The sequence below is a fragment of the Vibrio sp. 1557 genome (assembly GCF_033340175.1).
Lineage (GTDB): Bacteria > Pseudomonadota > Gammaproteobacteria > Enterobacterales > Vibrionaceae > Vibrio > Vibrio alginolyticus.
Genome location: NZ_JAWOVZ010000015.1, coordinates 43,857 through 67,572, shown reverse-complemented (window position 1 = coordinate 67,572; position 23,716 = coordinate 43,857). Strand labels below are relative to the sequence as shown.

Genomic DNA, 23,716 nt, shown 5'->3' with positions numbered 1-23,716 from the left:
AAGCGTGATGTTTCGACATCAGTTTTGTATTACTTCCACGGTTTACGGTAATTCACTCCCTGCAAATCAAGCAGAGGTAGATGGCCTTTCAAGCGTGATAAATAGTCGGTCCAATCTCGGTGTTGTTTGTCTGTCCAACATGCTTCTGCCATTGCAGTTAAACGAGGGAAGATCATGTAGTCCATGCGAGGTTGGTTATTGATAATTTCGCACCATAATGCTGTTTGAATGCCCCAAATGCGCTTACGTATTGGGTCGTCGGCAGGCACTTCAGCGAGCGGCTCGTAGTTGTAAGCTTTTTCTAGTGGCAGTGGGTTTGCCCAGTCCACGCCCGGTTCTTCAGGTGCGTAGTCTTGGGTCATATCTAGGTAAGTGGTTTGTGCTGGTTGCAGCACCACATCAAAGCCTTGGCGAGCACAGTTCAAGGCCGCTTCTTCGCTTAGCCATGAGTAGATCACCGTATCTTTACTGACTTTGTCGCCGTGTTGAGCTTCTTCCCAGCCCAGCATGCGTTTGCCCAATTTACGAAGTTTGTCTTCGGCATAACGTAAGAAGTGTCCTTGCAAATCTTTGTAGTCGCTGTAACCCAGTTGTTCCATTAGTGCTTGGCATGCTGGGCTTTTTGACCATACGCCGTTAGGTACTTCGTCGGCACCAATATGAACGTAAGGCGCAGGAAAAAGTGCAGAGACTTCTTCTAGCACTTTGTCGATAAATTCATAACTCCCCGGCAGAGCAGGGTTAATGACGTTGTCGTTGTAATGCTGAATACTGCGGTATTCGGTGGTATCTTCCGCTTCTACCAATAGGTGTGGTAACGACTTGATGGCGGCTCGGCAATGACCAGGTACATCAATTTCAGGAATGATGGTGATGCCGCGTTGCGATGCAAATTCGATAACGTCTTTGATGTCTTCTTGCGTGTAGAAGCCGCCGTAACGTTCATCAAAGTGCGTGTACTGTGGTTCATTGATCTCATCCAATCCGCGCCAAGCACCAATATCGGTCAGTTGAGGCAGTGATTTGATTTCAATTCGCCAACCCTCATCGTCGGTAAGATGCCAATGGAACGTATTGAACTTGTAATGAGCCAGTTGGTTGATCAAGCGTTTGACTTGCTCAACGGAGTGAAAATGACGAGCACAATCGAGCATCATACCGCGGTAACGAAAGCGTGGCCTGTCCTTGATTGAACAGCAAACTACTTCCATTGAGTTAGGTTGATCGCCAACTTTGACTAGTTGTAATAACGTTGCACAAGCATGGGTAAAACCAGACGAAGATCCTGCTTCAATTTTGATTGACTCTTCGGCTACTTTCAGTTTGTAAGCGCCTTCATCCAAGGTTGGGTTGCCTTTGAAGATGATCTGACTGCCATTGTCTGATGCGAACTCAAATTGGTGAATGCGCTTAAGCTCTTCAAGTAGCCATTCTTTAGCTGAATTGGCCAGGCTTGAATAAACCGCGACGCCAGCATGATGATCAAAGCTAAAATAGTGATCGCTGACCTCAATATGGTTTGGTTTTGGCAGCAAGGGCTGTGCATGGGTTAAACTTGCCGGAATCTCACTGCGTTCACGGTATGGTGAAGCTAATACGATAGGCGTGACATCCACTTGTGCGCGCTGTGGGTTTCCATCAACGACAAAGTTGATCATCGCTTCGTTAAAGCCATCCGAGTAATAACGGAATGGGTTCGAACCAATACTGAATTCACAGTAATAGTGATGGTTGGCAGCCAGTACCACCCCTTCTGGTTTAAGTGTGCAAAAACTACCAATTTGAGTCAGTTGACCATTTGAAACGCTGTCTGGAAGAATGTAACGATCGAAAGCGAAAGTTAAGCTCCAGCTGTTTAGGTCTTGGTCGCTCAAGTTATGAAAGGTGAGGCCAAAGCGGCAGTTTTGTTTCTGCTCAGAAAGGACTACGAGATCAACACGATATTCCATATCTACTCCTACGCCGCACTGAGCGAGTAAAGGTTATGTTCTGGTTTGCCAGCAAACATAATTGCGCCTTCAATCGCGTCAAACTGTGGCTCAACAATCCATTGCTGAACTGGTGGTGAAAGCCAACGTACAATGCGTTCAGCTATGCTGCCCATTAAACAAATACGTGTTGCGCCGCGCTTGTTTAATGCCACGAGAAACATTTCTATATCCGCTGCGGTTTGCTTCAGCATTTCAATGGCCAGTGCATCGCCTTGTTCCGCATGTTGGAAAATAGCCGGAGAAAACTGCCCATAATCACGAGGAAGCGCCTGTTTTGACCACGCCACCACGTTGTCGACCTCATTTTCGAAATGCGTCATAACGTGTTGTGCTAGGGGCGTTTTTTCTCTGATGCCATCTTCAGCTAACAAAACTTGCTGAACTAGGCGTAGCCCCATCACTGCGCCGCCACCTTGATCCGAAATAGGGAACTCACGACCACCGACAACGTGTTGCTCCAATCCGTTAAGGTAGATGCCACAAGAACCGGTTCCCGCAATCATGATTGCGCCATCTTCGCCATTGTGCGCACCAACGCACGCACCGTAGGCATCGGTATTCAGAGTCATACTGGCAAATGGATGAGGAAGAGACATGAAGGCTTGCCAAGATGCTTTGTGCTCTGCGCCAGCAAGGGCTAAGCCGACGTGCATCGACGCGAAATCTTGTTGTGTCAGACCGCCTTGCTCGGTAGCCGAAGTGATGGATTCAAGAATCGAAGCCATTGCTATTTCAGCACCTAGCATGATGTTGGCACTGCCGCTTTTGGCCTCGCCAAGAAAATTACCTTGTGAATCTTTAATCCTGGCTCGACATGACGTGCCGCCACCATCGATACCGACAAAATACATTCCCATGATTATTCTTCCTTCATATTTTTAGAGGTCGCCAACTGAGAAACATGCTGAGCTTGACTCATTATCGCGAGTAAGTACCAAGCGCCATGCGGGATCCACTGTTCGCCCCAGCGCCAGTTTTGTAACACGTCTTCTTTTTGTGCTGGTGGGTTAAATGCAATGTCTTCCTCGTCTTCAAAGCCGCCAGTGATTCCGTTACACACGCCACCTTTTGCGTTGAAGAAACCATATTGAGGGAGGTAATCAGGGTTGTTACGACCATGGCCATCTAGCATGCACATGTCGTATGGGTTTAAGCCTACAATCCAGTTCAATGCATCTTGAGCAAACACAGAAAGTTGTTGCTGTACTTCTTGCGACGCTATATGCGGTTGAGCAAGGTACGCCATGGTCGCGAGTGAGCCCAGTCGAGCATTCTCGCCTTGCCACCAATAGCCAGATTCATTGTTGTGTGCGACAAAAAATGCCTCGCGTTTTGACTCATTTACGCCTTTAACATATTGGCGAGGGTAACCGAATGGGTTGATCACTTTATTCGATATTGTGATCTCAAACTCACACGCTAGGTTGACGATACGTTTTACCGATTCCGCTCGTGCTGAGTCGTCTTCAATTGATAGATATTCGCATAGGGCAATAACTGGTAGACCAGCTTCGGCTGCGTGAAAATATGGACGGCTGCCGTCTTGGTTTGCTGACCAAAAGTGTTGAATCTGCTCGTCGCTCATTTGGCGTGCAACTAAACGTTGCGCCCACAAACGGCTCTCTTCCAAGTAGCGAGTTTCTTTGGTTGCTTTAAACAGTTCTACACAAGCCAGTAGCGCACAGTATTCGTCGATAATGTTTTCTTCCCCATCATTGAGGTACTGCGTATTGTGCTCTTTTAAGTGCCAGTAACCATTTTCGGCAGCGTTGCGGTATTTTTGTTGATCGTATTCACCGTGAACACTTAAACGCGATGCTGCCGCTAGCGCTGCAATGGCGACACCGCCACCTTGTCGAAAGCCTGCTTGATAGTCGTCAAATTTGTGACCAAGTTGAGTTTCGTACGCGCAAATCTCGCGTTGCGCAGTATCTTTGCTCCACTTGTCAAAGACCGTCATGTAGAAAAAGCCTTTTTCGTTTTGCATACGCACAAGAAAGTCTGCACCGAACAGGGCTTCTTCAATCAGACGTGTACGTGTGAAAGCTGCAATGTCTTCGCTTCCTTCAAGCAATGAAACCCCTTTTAGGATGTTCCAAACCACCATTGGGGTTTGTTGAGGATTCAAATAATTCGCGTATGAAAGGTGACTTAAATACTTGCTAACGTCTCCTGATGCGTCGTACCAGCCGCCGTGTACATCAACCTTTTTATTGGAGTTTAGTACTGGAAGTTGTCGATCTTGTTGATCGAAGATCCCGCCGCAACGTTGCGATTTGAAGTAGTGGATCACATCTGACAAAGTTTGATCCAACAGAATGTGTTCGCCAACGATGAAAGAGGAAGAGCGCGTATCTTCTACTTGCAAGAAATAGTCACCTGACGTTGTGAAAGAGGAAAAGTCGATGAGGTAGAAATAGCCCTGATGCCAGTTCGCCACTTTACCTTGTTCTTCAACCGCAAAAGTTGCCACGGTTTGCTCGCTAGTGGCACAAATCAATTGAGCAGTGTAAGAAGACAAGTGTGGTTGTTCGGTCTGGATAATGGCTTTCTTTGGGCCCAGACGTTCATAACCAATGTGGTTAGTCAGTAGCAGCATTCAATGTCTCCGGGAAACGATAAAAACAGGAATGGGCCAGGCTGAACCTGACCCTCGTTATGATTAATCTTCAAATAAGTAACAGCGGACAAAGTGGTTGTCGGACAGTTGAGTGACGCCCGGTAGTCGTTCGCGACATTTGTCGGTAGCGTGTACACAACGTCCAGCAAATGGACAGCCGACAGATTCTGGTGTCCAAAGTGGGATTTCCCCTTTGTTGCCTTTCAGTTTCTCGTGAATAGACTTCGATGGATCTGGAACCGCAGATACCAACAGTTGCGTATATGGGTGTTGAGGATCGTGAATGATTTCTTCAGTATCGCCCCATTCAACCATGTGACCTACGTACATGACCGCGAGATCTTCAGCAATGTAACGCGCTGTTGCGATGTCGTGAGTGATGTAAAGCAGAGACATTTGTTTCTCGAACTTCATCTCTTCCATCAAGTTCAGAACACCGGCACGGATTGATACATCGAGCATCGATGTTGGCTCATCCGCCAATACCACTTCTGCACCAACTGCGATGTTACGAGCTAGGTTTACACGTTGACGCTGACCGCCAGATAGCTGGTGCGGGAACTTTTGCGCCGTTTCTTTTGGTGGAATAAGACCAACTTGTTCAAGTAGGTCGTACACACGCTCTTCCAGTTCTTTCTTGTTGCCCGGTGCTACTTTCTTATGAATCAGCAGCGGGCGCGCAATATGGTGGAAGATATTGTGCGTTGGGTTTAGCGAGCCAAACGGGTCTTGCCACACCATTTGTACACCTTCACGGTAGGTCATTAAATCGTGACGAGAGGTGATGTCTTGGATATCACGACCTTTGTATTCAATGATGCCATCGGTTGGTGCGTACATTTTTGCAATCATTTTTGCAGTAGTAGACTTACCTGAACCAGATTCACCTACCACTGACAAGCCGCGGCTCTTGTACATTTTGAAAGAGACGTCGTTGATTGCGCGCATCTTAGATTGTTTGATTGAGTTACTGTTTAAAGGGAAGTCCTTAACGACATTTTTACCCTCAATCAGCAGTTCGCCGAATTGTTTGCTCATAATTCTCTCCAGTGTAATTTTTGTTCTTAGCTAACGTTTTTTTGTTGTTAAACCTTAGCTTGAGCAATGGTGTCGCCGTACAAATGGCAATTTGAGAGGCGACCTGGTTCAATTTGACGTAATTGGGTTGGTACACGTGTACATGCTTCATGTACGCGATCGCAACGAGCTTGGAAGCGGCAGCCCCGTGGTACTTCTAGCAAGTTCAACGGGTTACCTGGAATACCAGTCAATTTGGTCTTTGGTCCAGTTAGTGGAGGGAAAGAGCTACCCAAACCTTTGGTGTAAGGGTGGTAAGGACTTTCCAGAATTTGCTTAGAAGGCGCGACTTCAATCAACTCACCTGAGTACATGATGCCGATACGATCCGAGAACTCGACCATCAATGACAAGTCATGTGTGATGAACAGAATTGAGAAACCAAACTCTTCTTTAAGCGCGTAAATTTTTTGTAGAATTTCACGTTGAACCACTACATCCAATGCGGTAGTCGGTTCGTCCATGATGATCATTTTTGGGTTCAGAGCCAAAGCGATTGCGATTACTAGACGTTGACGCATACCACCAGAGAACTGGTGCGGGTAATCACTCAATCGGCTAGGGTGGATATCAACGATTTCCAGCAGACCTTCAGCGCGTGTTTTTGCTTGAGCGCGAGTCATATTGGTATGACGCATGATGACGTCACAGAACTGCTCTTCCATGGTTAGAACAGGGTTCAAAGCGTTCATCGCACTCTGGAATACCATCGACATTTCACTCCAGCGGAACGCTTGCATGCGATCATCGCTGTACTGAAGGATATCTTCACCGTTGAAGATAACCTCACCACCTGTGATAAACGCTGGTGGCTTATGAAGGCGCATTAGTGAGAAGGCAACAGTGGATTTGCCACAGCCAGATTCACCAGCCAGACCGAATACTTCACCTGGTGCAATGTCGAAGCTCACGTTGTTACAGGCGCGGACATCGCCCGCGTCTGTGATGTAGTCTACGCATAGGTTACGGATGGAAATTAGTGGTGCAGTCATGATTATTTATCTCCGCTCCATAGTGCATTTTGTGGTGCCAGTTCAGGCTCACGCTCTTTCTTGTCTTTTGCTGCTAGTTTTTTCCAGCGTTTCATGCCTTTGTGAGAACGAAGTTGAGGGTTCGCAATTTCGTCAACGGCAAAGTTCAACAGAGCAAGACCAGTAACCAGTAGTGTTAGGGCAATACAAGGTGCTAGTACTTCCCACCATGCGCCAATCAGCATGGCTGATGAGGTTTGCACGTTGTAAAGCATGATGCCCCAACTGATCGTGTTGGCATCACCCAAACCTAGGAACGAAATGACCGCTTCAGTGTTGATCGCCAACATTACTGAGCCAATGAAGCTCGCACCGACAATTGGGATAAGGTTTGGTAAAATCTCAACGAAGATGATGCGGAATGAAGACTCTCCCAATACTTCGGCAGCTTTAACGAACTCTTTCTCGCGTAGTGCCATAGTTTGAGAGCGGACAACACGTGCACCCCATGCCCAAGAAGTACCAGCGATAATCAAGGCAATGGTGAGTGGGCCTGCTTCACCGATAAAGGCCGCCAACACGAATAGCAATGGATACTGCGGGATTACTAACATGATGTTCATCGCGGCACTCAATACGTCATCCACTTTACCGCCGAAGTAACCTGCCGATATACCAATGACTGTTGCTAAGAAACACACGATGATGCCAGCACCAAAGCCTACACCCAGTGATACTCGTGCACCGTAAGCCACCTGCGACCAGATATCGCGACCCATTCGGCTAGTACCTAATACGTGGTCGGCCTTTTTAGACATAAGCAGTGTACGACGATCGTCTGCTAGGTTTTTAGCGACCCAACCATCAGGGTTGTTTTGTGCCTGTTTTACAACAAAGCTTGGGTATTCGTGTGGGTTACCGGTTCGCTTGTCTGGCGCATGCTTTGTAAGTAAAGGAGCGGCAATCGCAACGAACACGAACAGCGTAACAATGCCAAGACCAATGCGAGCAAATGCGTTACCTAAAATAAGTTTGAATAGTTCTTTCATGATTATTTGCCTCCCGTACGTAGGCGAGGGTCTAGAATCATGTACAGCATGTCAGCCATTAAGTTGAAGCACAGCATGAACATCGTCATGATAATTAACTGACCTTGAAGTACTTGGTAGTCACGAGCGTGAATTGCGTTCAATAGAACAGTACCTAGGCCTGGGTAGTTGAAAATCATCTCGATGATTAATTGACCTCCAATGGCCATACCTAAAGACATAGACAGTGCGGTAACACTTGGAAGTAGTGCGTTACGTGCGGCGTAATTAAAGACGACGCGGTTTTCACTCAGCCCTTTACCTTTAGCCATCGTGATATAGTCTTCGGCGAGAAGGTTGATCATGTTGTTACGCATGTTAACTAGGAAGCCACCAATTTGAACGATGGTTGCACAGAATAGAGGTAATACAGCGTGGTAACCCACGTTCTTGATGAACTCCCAGCTTGTCCAATCAGGAATAGTACCTGGCGTGTAAGCATAGCCAGATGGGAACCATTTCAGGCCAATCGCAAAGGTAAACAGCGCTAACATTGCGATAACCATTTGTGGAATAGCTTGAATGATCAATGTACCAGGCGTTACGAATGCATCGTACTTACTACCGCGCTTCCAGGCGGCAAAAATACCAAGGACAGAAGCGATGGAGAAAGAAAGTACAACCGCAGTACCAGCTAGAAATAGTGACCAGCCAAATGCACTACCTAGTAAAGAATTAACTGAAAGTGGGTAGAACTGGATTGAGGTGCCCAATTCCCAACTTAGAATGTTTTTAATGTACGAGAAGTACTGAATGTAAATTGGCCCATCAACGAAACCGAGCAGTTCTTTCATTGCTGCGATTCGTTCTGGAGTCACCTGTACTGAAGCATTAGCAAACATCATGGTAACTGGGTCACCAGGCATTGCTCGCGGAATAATAAAGTTTAACGTCGCTGCAACTAAGAGCGCGACAAGATAGAACGACAAACGTCTTAAAAAATAACCCATAACTCACACCTTACTCACCCAGATTTTTTCCCTGTTTCTGGTTTCAGGTCGCTCCTAGCGAAATTTAGAGCGAAAAATCCCCTGACGACGAGCGCCACATATTGGTTTCGTTAACAAGGGATTTTTATAGGCGGCACACGGGATGTATGCCGCTTGAAATGAACTTCTACTTATTTAACTGGTTTTAGGTCCAGTACGTGAAGTAGACGCTCTGGGATACCTGCCCAAATGTTTGGACGGCCCTTAGGGTTTTCTTCGTTCCACCAACCAGTGAAGCGAGTTGTGTTGTATTGGTACATGTACGCGCCAGATAGCACAGGAATAGTTACTTGGTCCTGAGCAATGATCTTCTGAATGCCATGAGCGATCTCTAGCTGTTCTTGCTTATCTGCTGTCTTGTAGAAGCTGTTAAGAAGACCGTCTAGCTTATCGTTCTTGTAGAAGTGCATTGCAAAGCGAGGCATGCCGTCACCAGCTTGTAGCTTCGAGTTGTAGCCACTATCCCAGTACAAGTGTGGATCTGCACCGTGGAAGTAGTTGGTGTAAGCAACGTCGTAAGTACCTTCTAGCATAGCTTGGTTGTATACCGAGAAGTCCGGTGTACGAGCACGAGCTTTAATGCCCACTTCTGCTAGTTGCTCAACGGCTAGTTGTACCGTGTTGTTGAAGTCAGTCCAACCGTTTGGTGATTGAATTAGAAGCTCGAAAGACTTGCCAGATGGTGTATCCACAAAGCCATCTTTGTTTACATCTTTGAAGCCAGCTTTAGCTAGAAGCTTTTTCGCACCTTCCGCGTTGTATGTGTTGTAGCCTTTGTACTTGTTGTGCGTCTCTTCATCAGACCAAGCTTCAAATGCGTAGCCAAGGCCAGATGCGAAGTCGTTCACTGTACCGCCGCCGTAGAAAGCGATATCAATGATAGTTTGACGGTCTAGCGCCATAGAGAACGCACGACGGAAGTCAACGTTAGTTAGTGCTTCGTTTTTCGCAGCGTCTGGGTTTTTGAAGTTCACTACAAATGCTTGAGTACCCGCTGGTGGGTACCAGTAGTGGTGATTCGGACTTGCTGCAGCGTACGTACGGTCGATGTCTGGTACGAATGAAGACGTCCAGTCCATTTCGCCGTTAACGATTTTGCCCAAGAATTGGTCGTTGTTCGCGATTTGTGGCACACGCAGACAATCTACATCTAGGTTGTCAGCATCCCAATAATTCGGGTTCTCACACTGGATATATAGCTGCGGTGTGAAAGTGTCGATTTCAGTAAATGGACCACTGCCTACTGGATTTTCGTTTGTGAATGTTGCTGGATCTTTTACTTTGCTCCATACGTGCTTAGGTACGACTGGTACTTTCGCAATTTCGTAAGGAACGTTTGAGTTTGCTTCGCTTAGACGGAATTTAACTTGGTAGTCGTTAACTTTTTCTACGCCAGTCACCCAAGAGTTGATACCAGATTGGTCTAGCTCTGGCTTCTCTTTAACTAGGTTGAAAGAGTAAACAACATCATCAGCGGTAAACGCTTTGCCATCAGACCATTTTACGCCCTTACGGATATCGAAGGTTACGCTCATCAGGTCATCAGCCATGGTAAAGTTTTCTGCTAGACGAAATACAGGCGTGTTACCGTGCATTTCGTTAAAAACAACGAGCGGCTCGTAAATAAAGTCGGTTGTTGTGTGCAGGTTAGTTGCACCCAAGAAAGGGTTAAAGTTACGAACGAAAGTTGTAAACTCTTTAGGGTGGATAGTCAGTTCACTGCGTTCAGCCGCAGTAGCTACCGATGCAAAACCTGTAGTAGCCGTTGCAATAATTGCTGTTGCTAGTGCTGTTTTTTTAATATTGGCAAGCATAGCTGTTCCTTACTATTTGCTTTCATTTCACTAAATGGAATTGAATGTCATCAATTGATAAACACTCTCTAAGACCTACCTCTTGTACATGCCTTACTCATTACAACATTGAGTTTCGCCAAGAGTGGCCTGTAGGCCTTAGGCAGGAGTAAGAAAACACCTTATCCATAAAATAATCAAACTTGATTCCCGTTAAAAACGTTAAAATCTCTGAGCTCTCCGTTATAAACGTTATTTTGGCTAATTTTAACCAGTAGAGGGACAAAAAATAAACGTTGATATGCGTCGCAGTTTATATCCTTGTTAATAATGAGTGTTGGTGATTACTAACCTGGTGATCCATTTAAAATATACGTTTCTTGCTTGGTTTCTAGGTTCGGAGATCTCGCTCACATGCAGAAATGGTGTTAATTAATCAGCTAAAAATTAATCTGCCGTTCTGTTGTGATTAAGTTCGCAATCTCTATCAATAGTTCGTCAAAATCCGCTTGTTATCTGAAAAATGGCCTTTTTTATCGACAGTTTTCTTCCGTTTGTCGTCCTTTTTTTATTGTATGAATGAAGTTTTTTGGTTGCTCGAACTTACCTAATTAAGGCCAGTTAAATGGATAAGATCGTACGTTTTGAAGACCAACAATAGATAGTGATGTCTAACCGAATGTTCGTTATTGGAAATATGTTAATGGGGTAGGAAGAGGCGGTCTCTTTTATCTCTAGGAAGGGAATACTCGAATAACAAAAAAGCCCAGCATGCACGCTAGGCTAGTTTTTTTGATAAATATTAGCTGGTCAATAGTCGCTGTAGTTTATCTCGTTGTGCTTCTATGTATGCTCTCTCGGGGCTCTGTTCTTTGCAGTGTTCGAGAATGAACTCTATCGAGCTTAGCACCGTTCTCCAACGTGGTGTTTTGGGTAATGTTTCTATACGCATGTATTTATCTAAAGTGCGTGTTTGCAAAGTACTACGGTCTAGATAAACGCGCCACAAGCCACTTTGCTCTGCAAATGCGAACTTACTTTCACCCGTTACAGATTCCCAATACTCTAAAGCATGTGTCATTGCGTCTACTAGAACTTCTCGCATAAGTTCTTGCTTGTCTTTTTTATTACCGAGCGCTTTGTCTGCAAGGCGCGTAAATTCTCCGCCAAGCTCTTTTAGCTTTTGCAATTGGTCTTTGTCACCATCAAATGCATAACTTGAAAGCACTTCTACGGCGGTTTCTAGATTATGTATGCGAGCGGCACTGGCTCCACCGCCGACATTAAAGATGTACATGATATCTAACCCTGAACCTTCAGGGAGCTTAAGAATGTCTGCTTCGATGTTCTGACGAATATCTTCAATATAGATATCAATCTTGCCACAGTAATGAGGTTGTTTGACGGTCAGATATTTAGGGGCAATCAGCTCATCAGCAGATGAACGCTTTAGCTGTTCTAAGCTGCGCTTGAATAGCTTACAAGCAGCTTCGTTAGCAAAGCGAATACGCTTGTCTTCACGTAGACAGATGATAGCTTCAGGAGCCGATTCTAGCTGTTCCAACAAACGACCTTGAGTCTCAAGTAAGCTTGCTTCAACGACTGCACGCTGTCTAAGTTCAGACTCTAGCACTTTGTTTTCCATATGGCGCATTTCTGCTTTACTTGCCGTTAAATGCGCTTGGATACGTGCCGCCAACTCTTGTTTATTAAATGGTTTCGATAAATAGTCGTTGGCTCCTGCCTCAAAACCTCTTACACGATCTTCTGTTTGACTGAGTGCGGTGAGCATAATGATTGGCAACTCGGCATGATCATAGGTTTCACGTAGTTCACTACAAACTTGGTAGCCGCTCATGCCTGGCATCATGATATCCAATAACAGAAGTTCCGGCTTCTCTTGCTCGACGAGCGCTAACGTTTCTGGCCCATCGGAGACAGTACGCACACGATAGCCCTCTAAACGTAAAAAGCTTTCAAGCACGCGTAAGTTTACTGGTTCATCGTCAGCAACATACAGTAACGGGCCGTCTGGGTTCTCTGGAAGTGATAAGTCTTCACTGTTCTCTACATTAACTTCAGGAATTTGGAAGTGCCCGTGCGCAGCTAGAGTCTGGGTTGCTTGGATTTCTTCTTCACTGGCGAGCGGTAAAGTGAAACTGAAGGTAGTTCCGACCATTGGTTGGCTACTGACGTATAACGAGCCTCCCATTAATTCGATCAATTGACGGCTAATGGAGAGCCCAAGTCCTGCACCTTGACGATAACGGCTCGCGTCTTGCCCTGCTTGGATAAGTGGTTCAAAAATATGTTCAAGTTGTTCTGCGGGAATTCCTTGTCCAGTATCCACGACTTGTACGCGTACATGATCATCTACCACATTAGCGGAGATAACAATTTTACCTTCTGAGGTGTATTTAATCGCATTGCCAATCAGGTTATATAGCACTTGTTCAAGGCGTTGCGGGTCAGCTGACACTGCTTTTAAATCCGCTGGGACTTGGTTGATGATGCGGATGGTTTTACTTCCAAGTAAATGGCTAGAAAGCTCTAAAACCAATCGTGTTGCACTGCCCAAACTCACTGCTGATTTCTGGATATCCATGCTTCCATAACGCATTTTATGATAATCCAACAAGTCATCGACTAGATTAGCGAGACGCTGACCACTTTTAATGATGATATCAAGCTGATATTTCTGGCTAGCGGGGATCGCGCCATTGGCGCCGGACGCTAAGGTTTCAGCAATCCCGACCATGCCGTGTAACGGTGTACGAAGTTCATGAGAAGTCGTGGCTAAGAACTCATCTTTTAATTTATCGGCCAATTGCAGTTCTTCATTCTGTTTCTGAATGATCTGTATGTTGCTTTCTAGTTCTTCATTTTGCTTCTTAATGGTTTGAATCTTCTCTCGAATAGAGCGTTGCATTCGTTCAAAGCTTAACGCAAGCCGACCAATTTCATCTTTACGAACCGTATTAAAAGACGTGTCATCAAGATCCCCTGCAGAGACCTTTTCGGCAACCCAAGTCAATTTCAGCAACGGAGAAGTGATAAAGTTTGATAAATAGTGAGAAGCGATCACCACAAGGATAATGGCGATCAACATAGCGATAACGAATAGTTTTTCGAGTTGATGTATACGAGCGAAAGCTTCGTTTTCTGGTAACTGTACGACGAGCGCCCAAATCACACCACGAGTTTCAATCGGTGCATAAGCCGCGATGATCTCTTCACCTAAACCGTTTGTGTAAGTGCCGACACCAAATGCACCAGAGAGTGCTTTATCGATCACTTCTAAACTGTTCTTAATGTCGTCTTGTTTCGTGTTAATTGTGCGAGGTTGGTGATCATTTCCAACCAGCAAGGTGTTAATTGATGACTCTCGGTTGGCGTCTGCGGCTAACTTAGTGATGCCATTATTTGGCAAGCGGAACATGGCATAGCTGTGTAGATAACCTTGCTGAACAATTGGTGCACCTAGCCAAGCGACTGATTTCCCCCCTTCCAGCTCGAAGTCAGACACAATCACAGGAGTGTAGTCTTCGTTTACTTTTCGACGTTCAGTCACATCATCGGCGAGACGCTTGAAAGTTTTGCCAAGTGCCGAGTCTTTGTAGGGGCCTGATAACAAGTTCGTTCCGTAGTTATCGTCTTTGTTGATCGAGTAGGTGACGTTACCATTGATGTCTACCAGCAAAATGTCATTAAAATCAGAGCGCTTGAGGAGCTCTAAGTAGGCCCAATGATAGCGTTTATGTAAAAGCCGGTAACGTTCACTTCCTACATAGTTGGATGACTCGGGTAACGTTGAGGTTTTGATTTGGTCTCCGCTGCCCTCGATGTAGCGCTGTTGGGCGTTTTTACGAGACTCTTCAATATCATTGCCTAAACGACTAAAAGCATTGACGAGACCGTAGAATCGGCCACCACTGGCGTAAGCCAACTCTGAGCGCACAAAGCCCATGACTTCGGTTTCTCGTGCCTCAAAGTAGTCGATGATTTGCTGCTGTTTTGTATCTCGAACAGACAGTAAGTGTGAGGTGCTTTGTTCTTGCAGATCTTTACTGTGGGACTGCAAGAAAAAGATCGCAGTAATGGTAAGAGGTGTGATACTGAGCACCAGAAATGCGGTCATCAGTGTACTCTGAAGGCGCTTAAATTTCTGTTTTTTGTAGAATTTAAACATGGATAAGATTACAACTCATAATGGGCAGTTCTAAAACATACTTCGCTGCCGAGGTTCTCGTTAAAAACGGATAAGATGTTCAACTAGATAGAATTAACAAAATTAACGAGTTTTTTTTCTTTGACAAGAAAGTTAGTTGTAAAGCGTGCAGGGTGACGCAGTTTTTCTTATGAGTGTTGAATTTATGAGAAAAAATCGCGCAGGTTTATGCCTGCGCGGGGGAAGTTATGATTTTTTCGCGTAGTAGATAGAAAATTTATTGGTCTTATTTAGCGTCTCGCAATTATTAAACGCCCGCTCGATAATTGGTGGGTATTTTAAGAAGCTATTCGCGACAATCACCATTTCGCCATCTTTGGTTAGATATTGTGGTGCCTGACCCAACAAGGTTTCCGCTGCGTTGTAATTTGTGTCTAAACCACTGTGGAATGGCGGGTTGCTGACGATAAAGCGGTAGTCTTTTGCGGTATCCGAGTATATATCTGATGCAAATACGCGTCCGGATAAACCATTCGCTTCTAATGTGGCTTGGCTAGAAGTGATCGCATAAGCATTAATGTCACACATCTCAATCGCGATCTCTGGATTCGCTTTCGCCATAAACGCACCGAGTACACCTGCACCACAACCAAAGTCGAGCACTTTGCCCGACAGCTTAGGTAAGGTTTCAAGCAGCAATCGGCTACCTAAGTCGAACTCGCCATGGCTGAATACGCCAGGTAGGCTCTTAACCGCTAGCGACTGCTCACCGAGTGTAACAGTGTAAGACTTAAACCAATCTGCTTGGTTGAAAGGTTTTGGTTCATTGAGGCAATTACCCCAGTAAAATGAGCAGCGACGAGCAGAGTCGTACTTGTTCACAGGGCCGTATTCTTGGAACATCTTCTCGATGCTCTTGATGCCGGAGCGGTTTTCACCAACGATGACGATTTCGGTGTTAATGCCCAGTTTCGCCATCAACATCGCCAGCAAGTATTCTGCTTCGGCTTTTGCTTTTGGCCAGTATAAAAGGACCATGTCTGCTTTTGTTTCGGCATCAAACACAGAGCCAAAATGACTTTTCACTTTGTCAGAGGTTTGAATTTGGCGGTAGTAGCTATAGTTGGAAGTAAACACTTCAACAGACTCACAATGAGCCACTAACTCAAGAGGAAATAGGTCTTCAACTTCACCAGCGACTAAAACGTGTTTTCCGTTGAAGTATTCAAGTTGGCGCTGAGCTATTTGGCTAGGAGCGATATAAGCAGACATAAATTTGGTTCATCAGAAATAATTTGGGGCAGATTTTCGCACAATCTGCCCCAAGCTTGAAGTGATTAAGCGGTGACTAGCTGTTGTCTTGTTGGTTAAGGAAGTCTTTGAATTCTTCCTCGTAGATATTAAACAGTACCATGGTCACGGCAAAAATAAGTGGGCCGTAGATAAGACCAATCAAACCAAACAGATGCAGACCACCCAGTAATGAGAAGAAAATCATAAGGGTATTCATGCCGGCGCTGCCTTGCATTAGCAACGGACGTAATAGGTTATCTATAGAGCCAACGATAACTACACTCCACACCGTCAAGAAGATAGCCCAAGTCATATCGCCTGTTAAGAACAAGTACGCTGCTGCAGGAATCCAGATTAGCGCGGTTCCTACCACTGGAATGAATGATGCAAAGCCCATCATTGTTCCCCAAAATAACCCAGGGAAACCGGCGAGCCACATACCGATACCGCCAGCCAAACCTTGAGCAATCGCTGTCATGAATGAGCCCATTACGGCTGATTTAGAAACTTGCTCTATCTCTGTCAATATGCGGTCTTCTTGGCTACGTGAGAGTGGCAGGATATGACGAATCGCAGAGATAATTTTGTCGTGGTCACGAAGCAGAAAAAACAGCACAAACAGCATCAGGAAGAAGTTCATTAGGAAGTTGGTTGCGTCTCCTAAAATCTTTGCGCTGATAGCAACTAAGTTAGAGCCAAACGATGTGGCAAATTGACCAATTTTCTCAGCAATGGCTTTGGGCTCGATTTTATCAAAAGGTAAGTACTCATTAACAATCGCTAAGCCTTTGATAACGAAAGGATGCTGGAATATATCTTGGATACCACCATTGGTAACCCAATTATATGTATTTTGTGAGAAAACAGAGCCTTGCTGAACAATGGCGGCAAACACAAATAAAAGCGGGATAACAATAATAAATGTCAAGACGACACATGACAGCAGTGCCGCCATATTGGGGTGCTTGGGAATTTTCTGCTCAAACCATTCGTGTATCGGAAACATGAGCAAAGAAATGATAAAAGCCATCACAATGGAATTGATATATGGCTCAACCAATAAGTAGCAAGCAAAAGCAGCGGCGAGTAAAGCAACCATTAGTACTCGGTGACTCGACGTTATTTTTACATTATTTGGCATGGTATTAGTCCAACTTACAGGTGACGTTTACGGTTTATGCCTTCAATGATGGCGTGTAACCTTTATTACTTTGCACTCTTAACTCTTTCAAGCTTATGACAATGCCGAATTAGAGCAGGGCGATGTACCTTGCTATAATGACTACAAATCAGTTGGTTATCAATCAAGAGATGAGCTATGGGTTGTTGCAACGGTGATAAAAAGTGTCAAACCGAGAAAAAAGCTAAGCGAATACCGTGGTTTGGCATTGTCGTTGGGGTATTAGCGATATTGGTTATTTTGAATTGGCAATAAAAAAGGACCGTTACGGTCCTTTTCTAAATGCGTTATCGCCGTTTTTAGCGATTATTTCGCTTCTTCTGCAAGAACAGCAAAACAGCGGTCAGCCGCTTCTAGTGTGGCATCAATCTCTTTTGAACCATGAGCGAGTGAAGTAAAGCTCGCTTCAAACGCAGATGGCGCAAGGTAGACACCGTGTTTTAGCATTAAGTGGAAGAAACGCTTGAAGCGTTCTACATCGCACTTCGTTACGTCTTCGTAGCAAGTTACTTTTTCTTGGTCAGTGAAGAAGAAGCCGAACATACCGCCCACTTGGTTAACAACTAGCGGAATACCGTGTTTTTCTGCTAGAGACTTAAAACCTTCAGCAAGTTGTTTCGTTTTAGAAGCTAGGCGCTTTTCGTTGCCTTCTTCTTTTAGAAGGTTCAAACATGCGTAGCCTGCTGCCATTGCGACAGGGTTACCGGAAAGGGTACCAGCTTGGTAAACTGGGCCTGTAGGTGCAACGTATTGCATCACTTCTTTACGGCCACCGAAAGCACCTACTGGCATACCGCCACCAATCACTTTACCCAGTGTCGTTAGGTCGGGTTTGATGTTGTAGTGTGCTTGCGCGCCGCCTAGAGCAACACGGAAGCCTGTCATTACTTCATCAAAAATTAGTAGCGTGCCTTCTTGATCACAGATTTCACGTAGCCCTTCGTGGAAGCCTTCCACTGGTGGAATACAGTTCATGTTGCCTGCTACTGGCTCAACGATGATACAAGCAATTTCGCCTTTGTTAGCAGCAAATAGCTCGCGTACAGAATCTAGGTCGTTGAATGTTGCTGTTAGCGTGTGCTTAGCAAAATCTGCAGGAACGCCAGGAGAGCTTGGTTGGCCTAGAGTTAGTGCACCAGAACCTGCTTTTACTAGCAAGCTGTCAGCATGGCCGTGGTAACAACCTTCAAATTTCATGATCTTGTCGCGACCGGTGAAGCCACGTGCAAGGCGAATCGCGCTCATCGTAGCTTCAGTACCAGAACTTACCATGCGGATTTGCTCCATTGATGGAACAAGCTCAGAAACTAATTCTGCCATCGCGATTTCAAGTTCTGTTGGCGCACCGAAGCTAAGACCGCGTTGCGCTGCATCAATTACTGCTTCGCGGATAACTGCGTGGTTGTGGCCAAGAATCATTGGACCCCAAGAGCCAACGTAATCAATATACGCTTTACCATCGGCATCAAAAATCAGTGGACCGTCTGCTCGTTCGATAAATAGCGGAGAACCGCCAACGCCGTTGAATGCACGAACTGGTGAATTGACACCGCCAGGGATGGTTTGCTGAGCTTTTTGATACAGCTCTGATGATTTGGTCATGGGGTTATCCTCTTTTGATTGCTCGGACCAAGTGGAGCGCATTGTACCTAGCTATAATCAAGTTAGAAACGTTTTGCTTAATTTATGTGTTGTTTCGCAGTGTAATCTTATATATCCGCATCTGTTATAAAGAATCGGCGGCGAATACTTGAACGAGTTTGTCAGGTATTGGATAATCGTCTCAATTAGCACAAATTTGACGTCTTGCTTCAGGCTTGACGCATTACACGAGTGAGAGAGGTCTTCGTGAGCGAAGTAAACGTACCATTATCTTTTTCTGACGCAGCAGCATCTCGCGTTAAAGCATTGATTGCTGAAGAAGAAAACCCAGCATTGAAACTGCGCGTATACATTACTGGCGGCGGCTGCAGCGGCTTCCAATACGGCTTTACTTTTGATGAAAATGTAAACGAAGGCGATACGACAATCGTAAACAGTGGTGTAACACTGGTTGTAGACCCTATGAGTCTGCAATATCTCGTTGGCGGTATTGTTGACTACACAGAAGGGTTGGAAGGAGCGCGCTTCTTCGTAAATAACCCCAATGCAACGACAACATGTGGTTGTGGTGCATCGTTCAGTGTGTAATTAACACCTAACAGGCAGCTAATGGCTGCCTGTGCTTTATGTAGAAGGATGTCACGTAAAGCACACGCTCGCAGATATGCAGAGAAATAATAAAAAGGACTTTATATGTCTGGACTTTCTTTTGGACGCCGAATTGTCGAGCGCCCTTGGCTAGTATCTCTTATCCTCGTCTTACTTCTTGTTGCATGGCTAACCATCGGCCAACTCAAAGCACAAGATGATCATCCTAACTCTTCAACATCCACGAACACGACACCACTTGCAAAGGTGATGTTTGATACTTTTCTTGCCGAACCTACCAGTAAAACCATTGAATTGTATGGACGAACAGCGCCCAATCGTCAAGCGCGTCTTGGCGCCGAAGTTGCAGGTAAAATAGTCAGTCTTAACATAAAGAAAGGCCAAGCGGTCAAACAGGGACAAGTGATCGCAAACATCGATAAGCGCGACCTTGGCATTCAACTTAAACGGGCCCAGGCGATGCTGTTGGTTAAAGAGAAAGAGTTTAATGCAGCTAAATCGCTAAAAAGTCGTGGACTGCAAGGTGAGGTTGCATTTGCGACAGCGCAAGCAGCGTTGGTAGATGCACGTGCGAATTTGAGTAACGTGCAAACGGCTTTAAGAAATACTGAGGTTAAAGCGCCATTTGATGGCATCGTAGATCACCACTTTGTTGAGTTAGGTGATTTTGTCGGGATTGGCGATCCTATTGCGACGGTCATTGATTTGGATACTTTAGTGATTGAAGCCGATGTCAGTGAACGGCATATACAATACCTTAAGGAAGGCCTAGAAGCCGACGTAAGAACCATTAACCAACAGCATCATCAAGGTCGTGTGCGCTACATTGGACGTGTTTCTTCTGCTTCTACTAATACATTTCCAATTGAAATCGAAATTGATAATCAAGACGCAAGAATTCCTGCCGGTATGAGCGCAGAAGTACAGCTGCCTTTGAGTGAAGTGTTGGCAGTAAAGATTACGGCTGCCATGTTAGCACTCGATGAAGAAGGTAACTTAGGTGTCAAGACACTGCGTAATGAGTATGTTGAGTTTGTTCCAATTCAACTCGTTAAGGCCGAGGATGATGGTGTGTGGCTCTCTGGGTTAGGAGAGCGTGCAGACATTATCGTGCTGGGACAAGGTTTTGTGCGAGATGGTGATCAAGTACTGGCCAATAAAGTTGATGACGTAGTTATTGAAGCGGCTAATGAGCAGTAAGGAGCACCTATGTACACTCTGATTGATGCTGCGTTATCTCGCGCTCGCACTATGCTGACATTGTTGGTGATGATATTAATTGCTGGTGTCATTACTTACGTCACAATCCCCAAGGAATCGAGCCCTGATATTACCATTCCGATCATTTATGTTTCTGTTGGACATCAAGGCATTTCTCCTGTCGATGCCGAACGTTTATTAGTTCGGCCAATAGAGCAAGAGCTGCGTTCAATTGAAGGCGTAAAAGAGATGACCTCTGTGGCATCAGAAGGTCATGCTTCGGTGACGCTGGAATTTAGTGTCGGAGTGGATCTTGATAAAGCGATGGCAGATGTGCGTGATGCGGTTGATCTTGCGAAGCCAAAGTTACCAGAGGACAGTGATGAGCCGACGGTAAACGAAGTCACGTTTGCATCTGAAGAGCCTGTTTTGACCGTTGTGCTCTATGGCACCGTACCAGAGCGAACCATTGTTCAGATTGCCAGAACGTTACGTGATCGTTTGGAAAGTTTCCGTCAGATTCTTGAGGTTGAAATCGCAGGAGATCGCGAAGACATCGTGGAGATAGTTGTCGATCCGCTATTGATGGAAAGCTACGGTCTCGATCAAGCGGATATCTATAATTTAATCGCCTTGAATAACCGAGTTGTGGCAGCGGGGTTTGTCGATACTGGGTATGGACGCTTTTCGGTAAAAGTCCCATCGGTTTTTGATTCACTGAAAGATGTGCTTGAACTACCGATCAAGGTGAATGGCAAAGAGGTGATCACTTTTGGCGATGTGGCGACAGTACGACGTGCATTTCGCGATCCTGAAAGTTTTGCTCGTTTAGATGGCGAATCTGCCATCGTTTTGGACGTAAAAAAACGGGCAGGGGAAAACATCATTGAAACGGTTGAGCTGGTAAAAGAAGTACTGGCTCAGGGACAGAAGCGCGCCGAGTGGCCCGACAATTTGCAAGTTAAATACACTTGGGATCAATCCGACGATGTCAAATTGATGCTCAGTGATCTACAAAACAATATCTTATCCGCAATTATCCTCGTAGTTATCGTCATTATTGCCATATTGGGGGTTAGGACCGCGCTTCTCGTGGGGATTTCTATTCCAGGATCGTTCTTGACTGGGTTGTTGGTGTTATCGGTATTTGGGCTGACGGTCAATATCGTCGTACTGTTTGCTTTAATTATGGCAGTAGGCATGTTGGTGGATGGTGCCATTGTGGTGACAGAGTTTGCAGATCGGCGCATGCAAGAAGGAACGCCACGTAAAGAAGCCTATCGAGATGCAGCAAAGCGAATGGCCTGGCCGATTACCGCATCCACAGCAACCACATTGGCTGCGTTTGCTCCGTTACTTTTCTGGCCAGACATCACTGGTGAGTTCATGAAGTACTTACCACTTACTTTAATTGCTACTTTGGCCGCTTCACTGATGATGGCTTTACTGTTCGTTCCTGTCATCGGTGGGATCATTGGCAAGCCTCAAGTCGTCAATCAGAAAGCTCAGCGAGAAATGGTGGAGCTGCATAACGGCAACTTTGAAAAAGCGACAGGCATTACCAAGCTTTATTACCAGACTCTGTCGGTAGCGATTCGTCATCCATGGAAAGTCTTACTCAGCGCGATACTGCTAGCGGCAGGTGTCGGCTTCACTTACAACAAAGCTGGCTTGGGTGCAGAGTTTTTCCCTGAGGTGGACCCTGCCTTTTTTACCGTTAAAGTTCGTTCTTATGGTGACTTGTCTATTCACGAAAAAGATGTTGTTATGCGCGAAATCGAGAAGGTGATGCTCGGTCATGACGAGTTTGAAAGTGTCTACACGCGCACGGGGTCGAGCGATAATGGGGACGAGATTGGCCAGATTCAAATAACGCCTGTGGATTGGCAGTATCGACGCAAAGTGAAAACCATTATTGAGGAACTAAAAGAGACGACAGATCGCTTTTATGGTGTTGAACTTGAGTATAAATTCCCGGACGCAGGACCGCCTGTCGAGCATGATCTCGTGATTGAAGTATCATCACGAAACTTGAGTGTTAGTGCGTTAGATGAAGCGGCCAAAAAAGTACGACATTGGGCTGATGGTAATCCTGCACTGACCAACTTGAGTGATACCACTAATAAGGAAGGGATTGATTGGCAAATTGATATCCAGCGAGATGACGCCTCTCGCTTTGCAGCGGATGCTACCTTAGTCGGGAATACCGTCCAGTTTGTTACGAACGGCTTGAAAATAGGCGATTATTTGCCTGATGATGCAGATGAAGAAGTCGATATTTTGGTGCGCTATCCGCAAGATAAGCGCGACATAGGTCGATTTGATCAGCTGAGAGTGAAAACGGCAGCTGGTCTAGTACCGATTACGAATTTTGCTCAAATCAAACCAGATCATAAGCAAGACACCATTCGTAGGGTCGACGGTCATCGAGTTATCAATATTAAAGCGGATATGGTGGAAGGTTACAATTTAGCGCTTGAATTACCTAAGATTGCCGCTGGAATGGAACAGCTCGAGTTACCGGAAGGCATTGAATATAAGATTCGGGGGCAAAATGAAGAGCAGGAAAACTCATCAGCATTCTTGCAAAATGCTTTTATTGTCGCGCTTGGTGTGATGGCTTTGATTTTAATTACGCAGTTTAATAGCTTTTATCAAGCTTTCTTAATCCTTAGCGCAGTGCTGTTTTCTACTGTTGGTGTCTTCGCTGGGTTACTTATTTTCCAAAAGCCATTTGGCATCATTATGTCGGGAATTGGAGTGATTGCGTTGGCTGGTATCGTGGTAAACAACAATATTGTTTTAATCGATACTTATAATCAGATGCGTAAACGTGGCTTAGAAAAATCTGAGGCTATTTTGCGTACGGGTGTGCAGCGTTTAAGACCCGTTTTACTTACGACGGTGACCACCATATTAGGCTTATTGCCAATGGTGTTAGAAATGAACATCGACTTAGTTAATCAGAAAGTGGAGTTTGGCGCACCAAGCACTCAATGGTGGTCTCAGCTTGCGACCGCTGTCGCGGGTGGTTTGGCGTTTGCGACTTTGCTAACGTTAGTTCTGACACCGTGTTTGCTTATGCTCGGGAGAGAGCATCACTCCGAACAGTAAGCTTTATCGTGATGATATCGA

Annotated in this window: 15 protein-coding genes; 3 read left to right on the top strand and 12 right to left on the bottom strand. The window is 45.4% G+C overall.

The window, feature by feature from the left end; translation table 11 throughout:
• Positions 1 to 29 precede the first annotated feature (29 nt).
• The 12 genes from R7070_RS16930 to hemL form a co-directional block, all read right to left on the bottom strand.
• Positions 30 to 1,949, bottom strand: coding sequence for a beta-N-acetylhexosaminidase (locus R7070_RS16930; RefSeq protein WP_054579084.1), 1,920 nt, complete (start codon positions 1,947 to 1,949; stop codon positions 30 to 32).
• An 8-nt stretch (positions 1,950 to 1,957) separates the two neighbouring features.
• Entirely contained in the window at positions 1,958 to 2,848 is an 891-nt protein-coding gene (locus tag R7070_RS16925; RefSeq protein WP_005380046.1) for an N-acetylglucosamine kinase, read from the bottom strand.
• Positions 2,849 to 2,850: 2 nt separating this feature from the next.
• Positions 2,851 to 4,590 (bottom strand): glycoside hydrolase family 9 protein, encoded by a 1,740-nt coding sequence (locus R7070_RS16920; RefSeq protein ID WP_053349851.1) that lies wholly within the window; start codon positions 4,588 to 4,590, stop codon positions 2,851 to 2,853.
• A gap of 63 nt (positions 4,591 to 4,653) precedes the next feature.
• The gene (locus tag R7070_RS16915) at positions 4,654 to 5,649 is read right to left on the bottom strand and encodes an ABC transporter ATP-binding protein (RefSeq protein ID WP_005380041.1); all 996 of its coding nucleotides are present in this window, start codon (positions 5,647 to 5,649) and stop codon (positions 4,654 to 4,656) included.
• A gap of 47 nt (positions 5,650 to 5,696) precedes the next feature.
• Positions 5,697 to 6,680 carry an ABC transporter ATP-binding protein gene (locus R7070_RS16910; RefSeq protein WP_005380040.1) on the bottom strand — a complete coding sequence of 328 codons (984 nt, stop codon included), beginning with the start codon at positions 6,678 to 6,680 and terminating at the stop codon, positions 5,697 to 5,699.
• A gap of 2 nt (positions 6,681 to 6,682) precedes the next feature.
• On the bottom strand, positions 6,683 to 7,708 hold the full coding sequence (locus R7070_RS16905; protein WP_047102642.1) for an ABC transporter permease: 1,026 nt from the start codon (positions 7,706 to 7,708) through the stop codon (positions 6,683 to 6,685).
• Between the two features lie 2 nt (positions 7,709 to 7,710).
• Complete coding sequence (locus tag R7070_RS16900) at positions 7,711 to 8,697, bottom strand: ABC transporter permease (RefSeq protein ID WP_005380038.1); 987 nt, start codon at positions 8,695 to 8,697, stop codon at positions 7,711 to 7,713.
• 170 nt (positions 8,698 to 8,867) lie between these two features.
• Positions 8,868 to 10,550, bottom strand: a complete 1,683-nt coding sequence (locus R7070_RS16895) for an ABC transporter substrate-binding protein (RefSeq protein WP_005380037.1) — start codon at positions 10,548 to 10,550, stop codon at positions 8,868 to 8,870.
• Positions 10,551 to 11,331: 781 nt separating this feature from the next.
• Positions 11,332 to 14,718, bottom strand: a complete 3,387-nt coding sequence (locus R7070_RS16890; protein ID WP_005380036.1) for a response regulator — start codon at positions 14,716 to 14,718, stop codon at positions 11,332 to 11,334.
• Positions 14,719 to 14,943: 225 nt separating this feature from the next.
• Complete coding sequence (rsmC, locus tag R7070_RS16885) at positions 14,944 to 15,969, bottom strand: 16S rRNA (guanine(1207)-N(2))-methyltransferase RsmC (protein ID WP_132936916.1); 1,026 nt, start codon at positions 15,967 to 15,969, stop codon at positions 14,944 to 14,946.
• A gap of 76 nt (positions 15,970 to 16,045) precedes the next feature.
• Positions 16,046 to 17,131, bottom strand: coding sequence for an AI-2E family transporter (locus R7070_RS16880; protein WP_031779035.1), 1,086 nt, complete (start codon positions 17,129 to 17,131; stop codon positions 16,046 to 16,048).
• 345 nt (positions 17,132 to 17,476) lie between these two features.
• Complete coding sequence (gene hemL, locus R7070_RS16875; protein ID WP_054579090.1) at positions 17,477 to 18,772, bottom strand: glutamate-1-semialdehyde 2,1-aminomutase; 1,296 nt, start codon at positions 18,770 to 18,772, stop codon at positions 17,477 to 17,479.
• 246 nt (positions 18,773 to 19,018) lie between these two features.
• Between hemL and erpA the strand changes: the two genes are divergently transcribed.
• The 3 genes from erpA to vmeK all read left to right on the top strand — a co-directional run bounded on the left by erpA (position 19,019) and on the right by vmeK (position 23,695).
• Positions 19,019 to 19,360, top strand: a complete 342-nt coding sequence (gene erpA / locus R7070_RS16870; RefSeq protein ID WP_005380031.1) for an iron-sulfur cluster insertion protein ErpA — start codon at positions 19,019 to 19,021, stop codon at positions 19,358 to 19,360.
• A gap of 105 nt (positions 19,361 to 19,465) precedes the next feature.
• Positions 19,466 to 20,581: an efflux RND transporter periplasmic adaptor subunit gene (locus R7070_RS16865; RefSeq protein WP_054574824.1), complete on the top strand. Its 1,116-nt coding sequence runs from the start codon at positions 19,466 to 19,468 to the stop codon at positions 20,579 to 20,581.
• Between the two features lie 9 nt (positions 20,582 to 20,590).
• Positions 20,591 to 23,695 carry a multidrug efflux RND transporter permease subunit VmeK gene (gene vmeK, locus R7070_RS16860; RefSeq protein WP_256900263.1) on the top strand — a complete coding sequence of 1,035 codons (3,105 nt, stop codon included), beginning with the start codon at positions 20,591 to 20,593 and terminating at the stop codon, positions 23,693 to 23,695.
• Positions 23,696 to 23,716 lie beyond the last annotated feature (21 nt).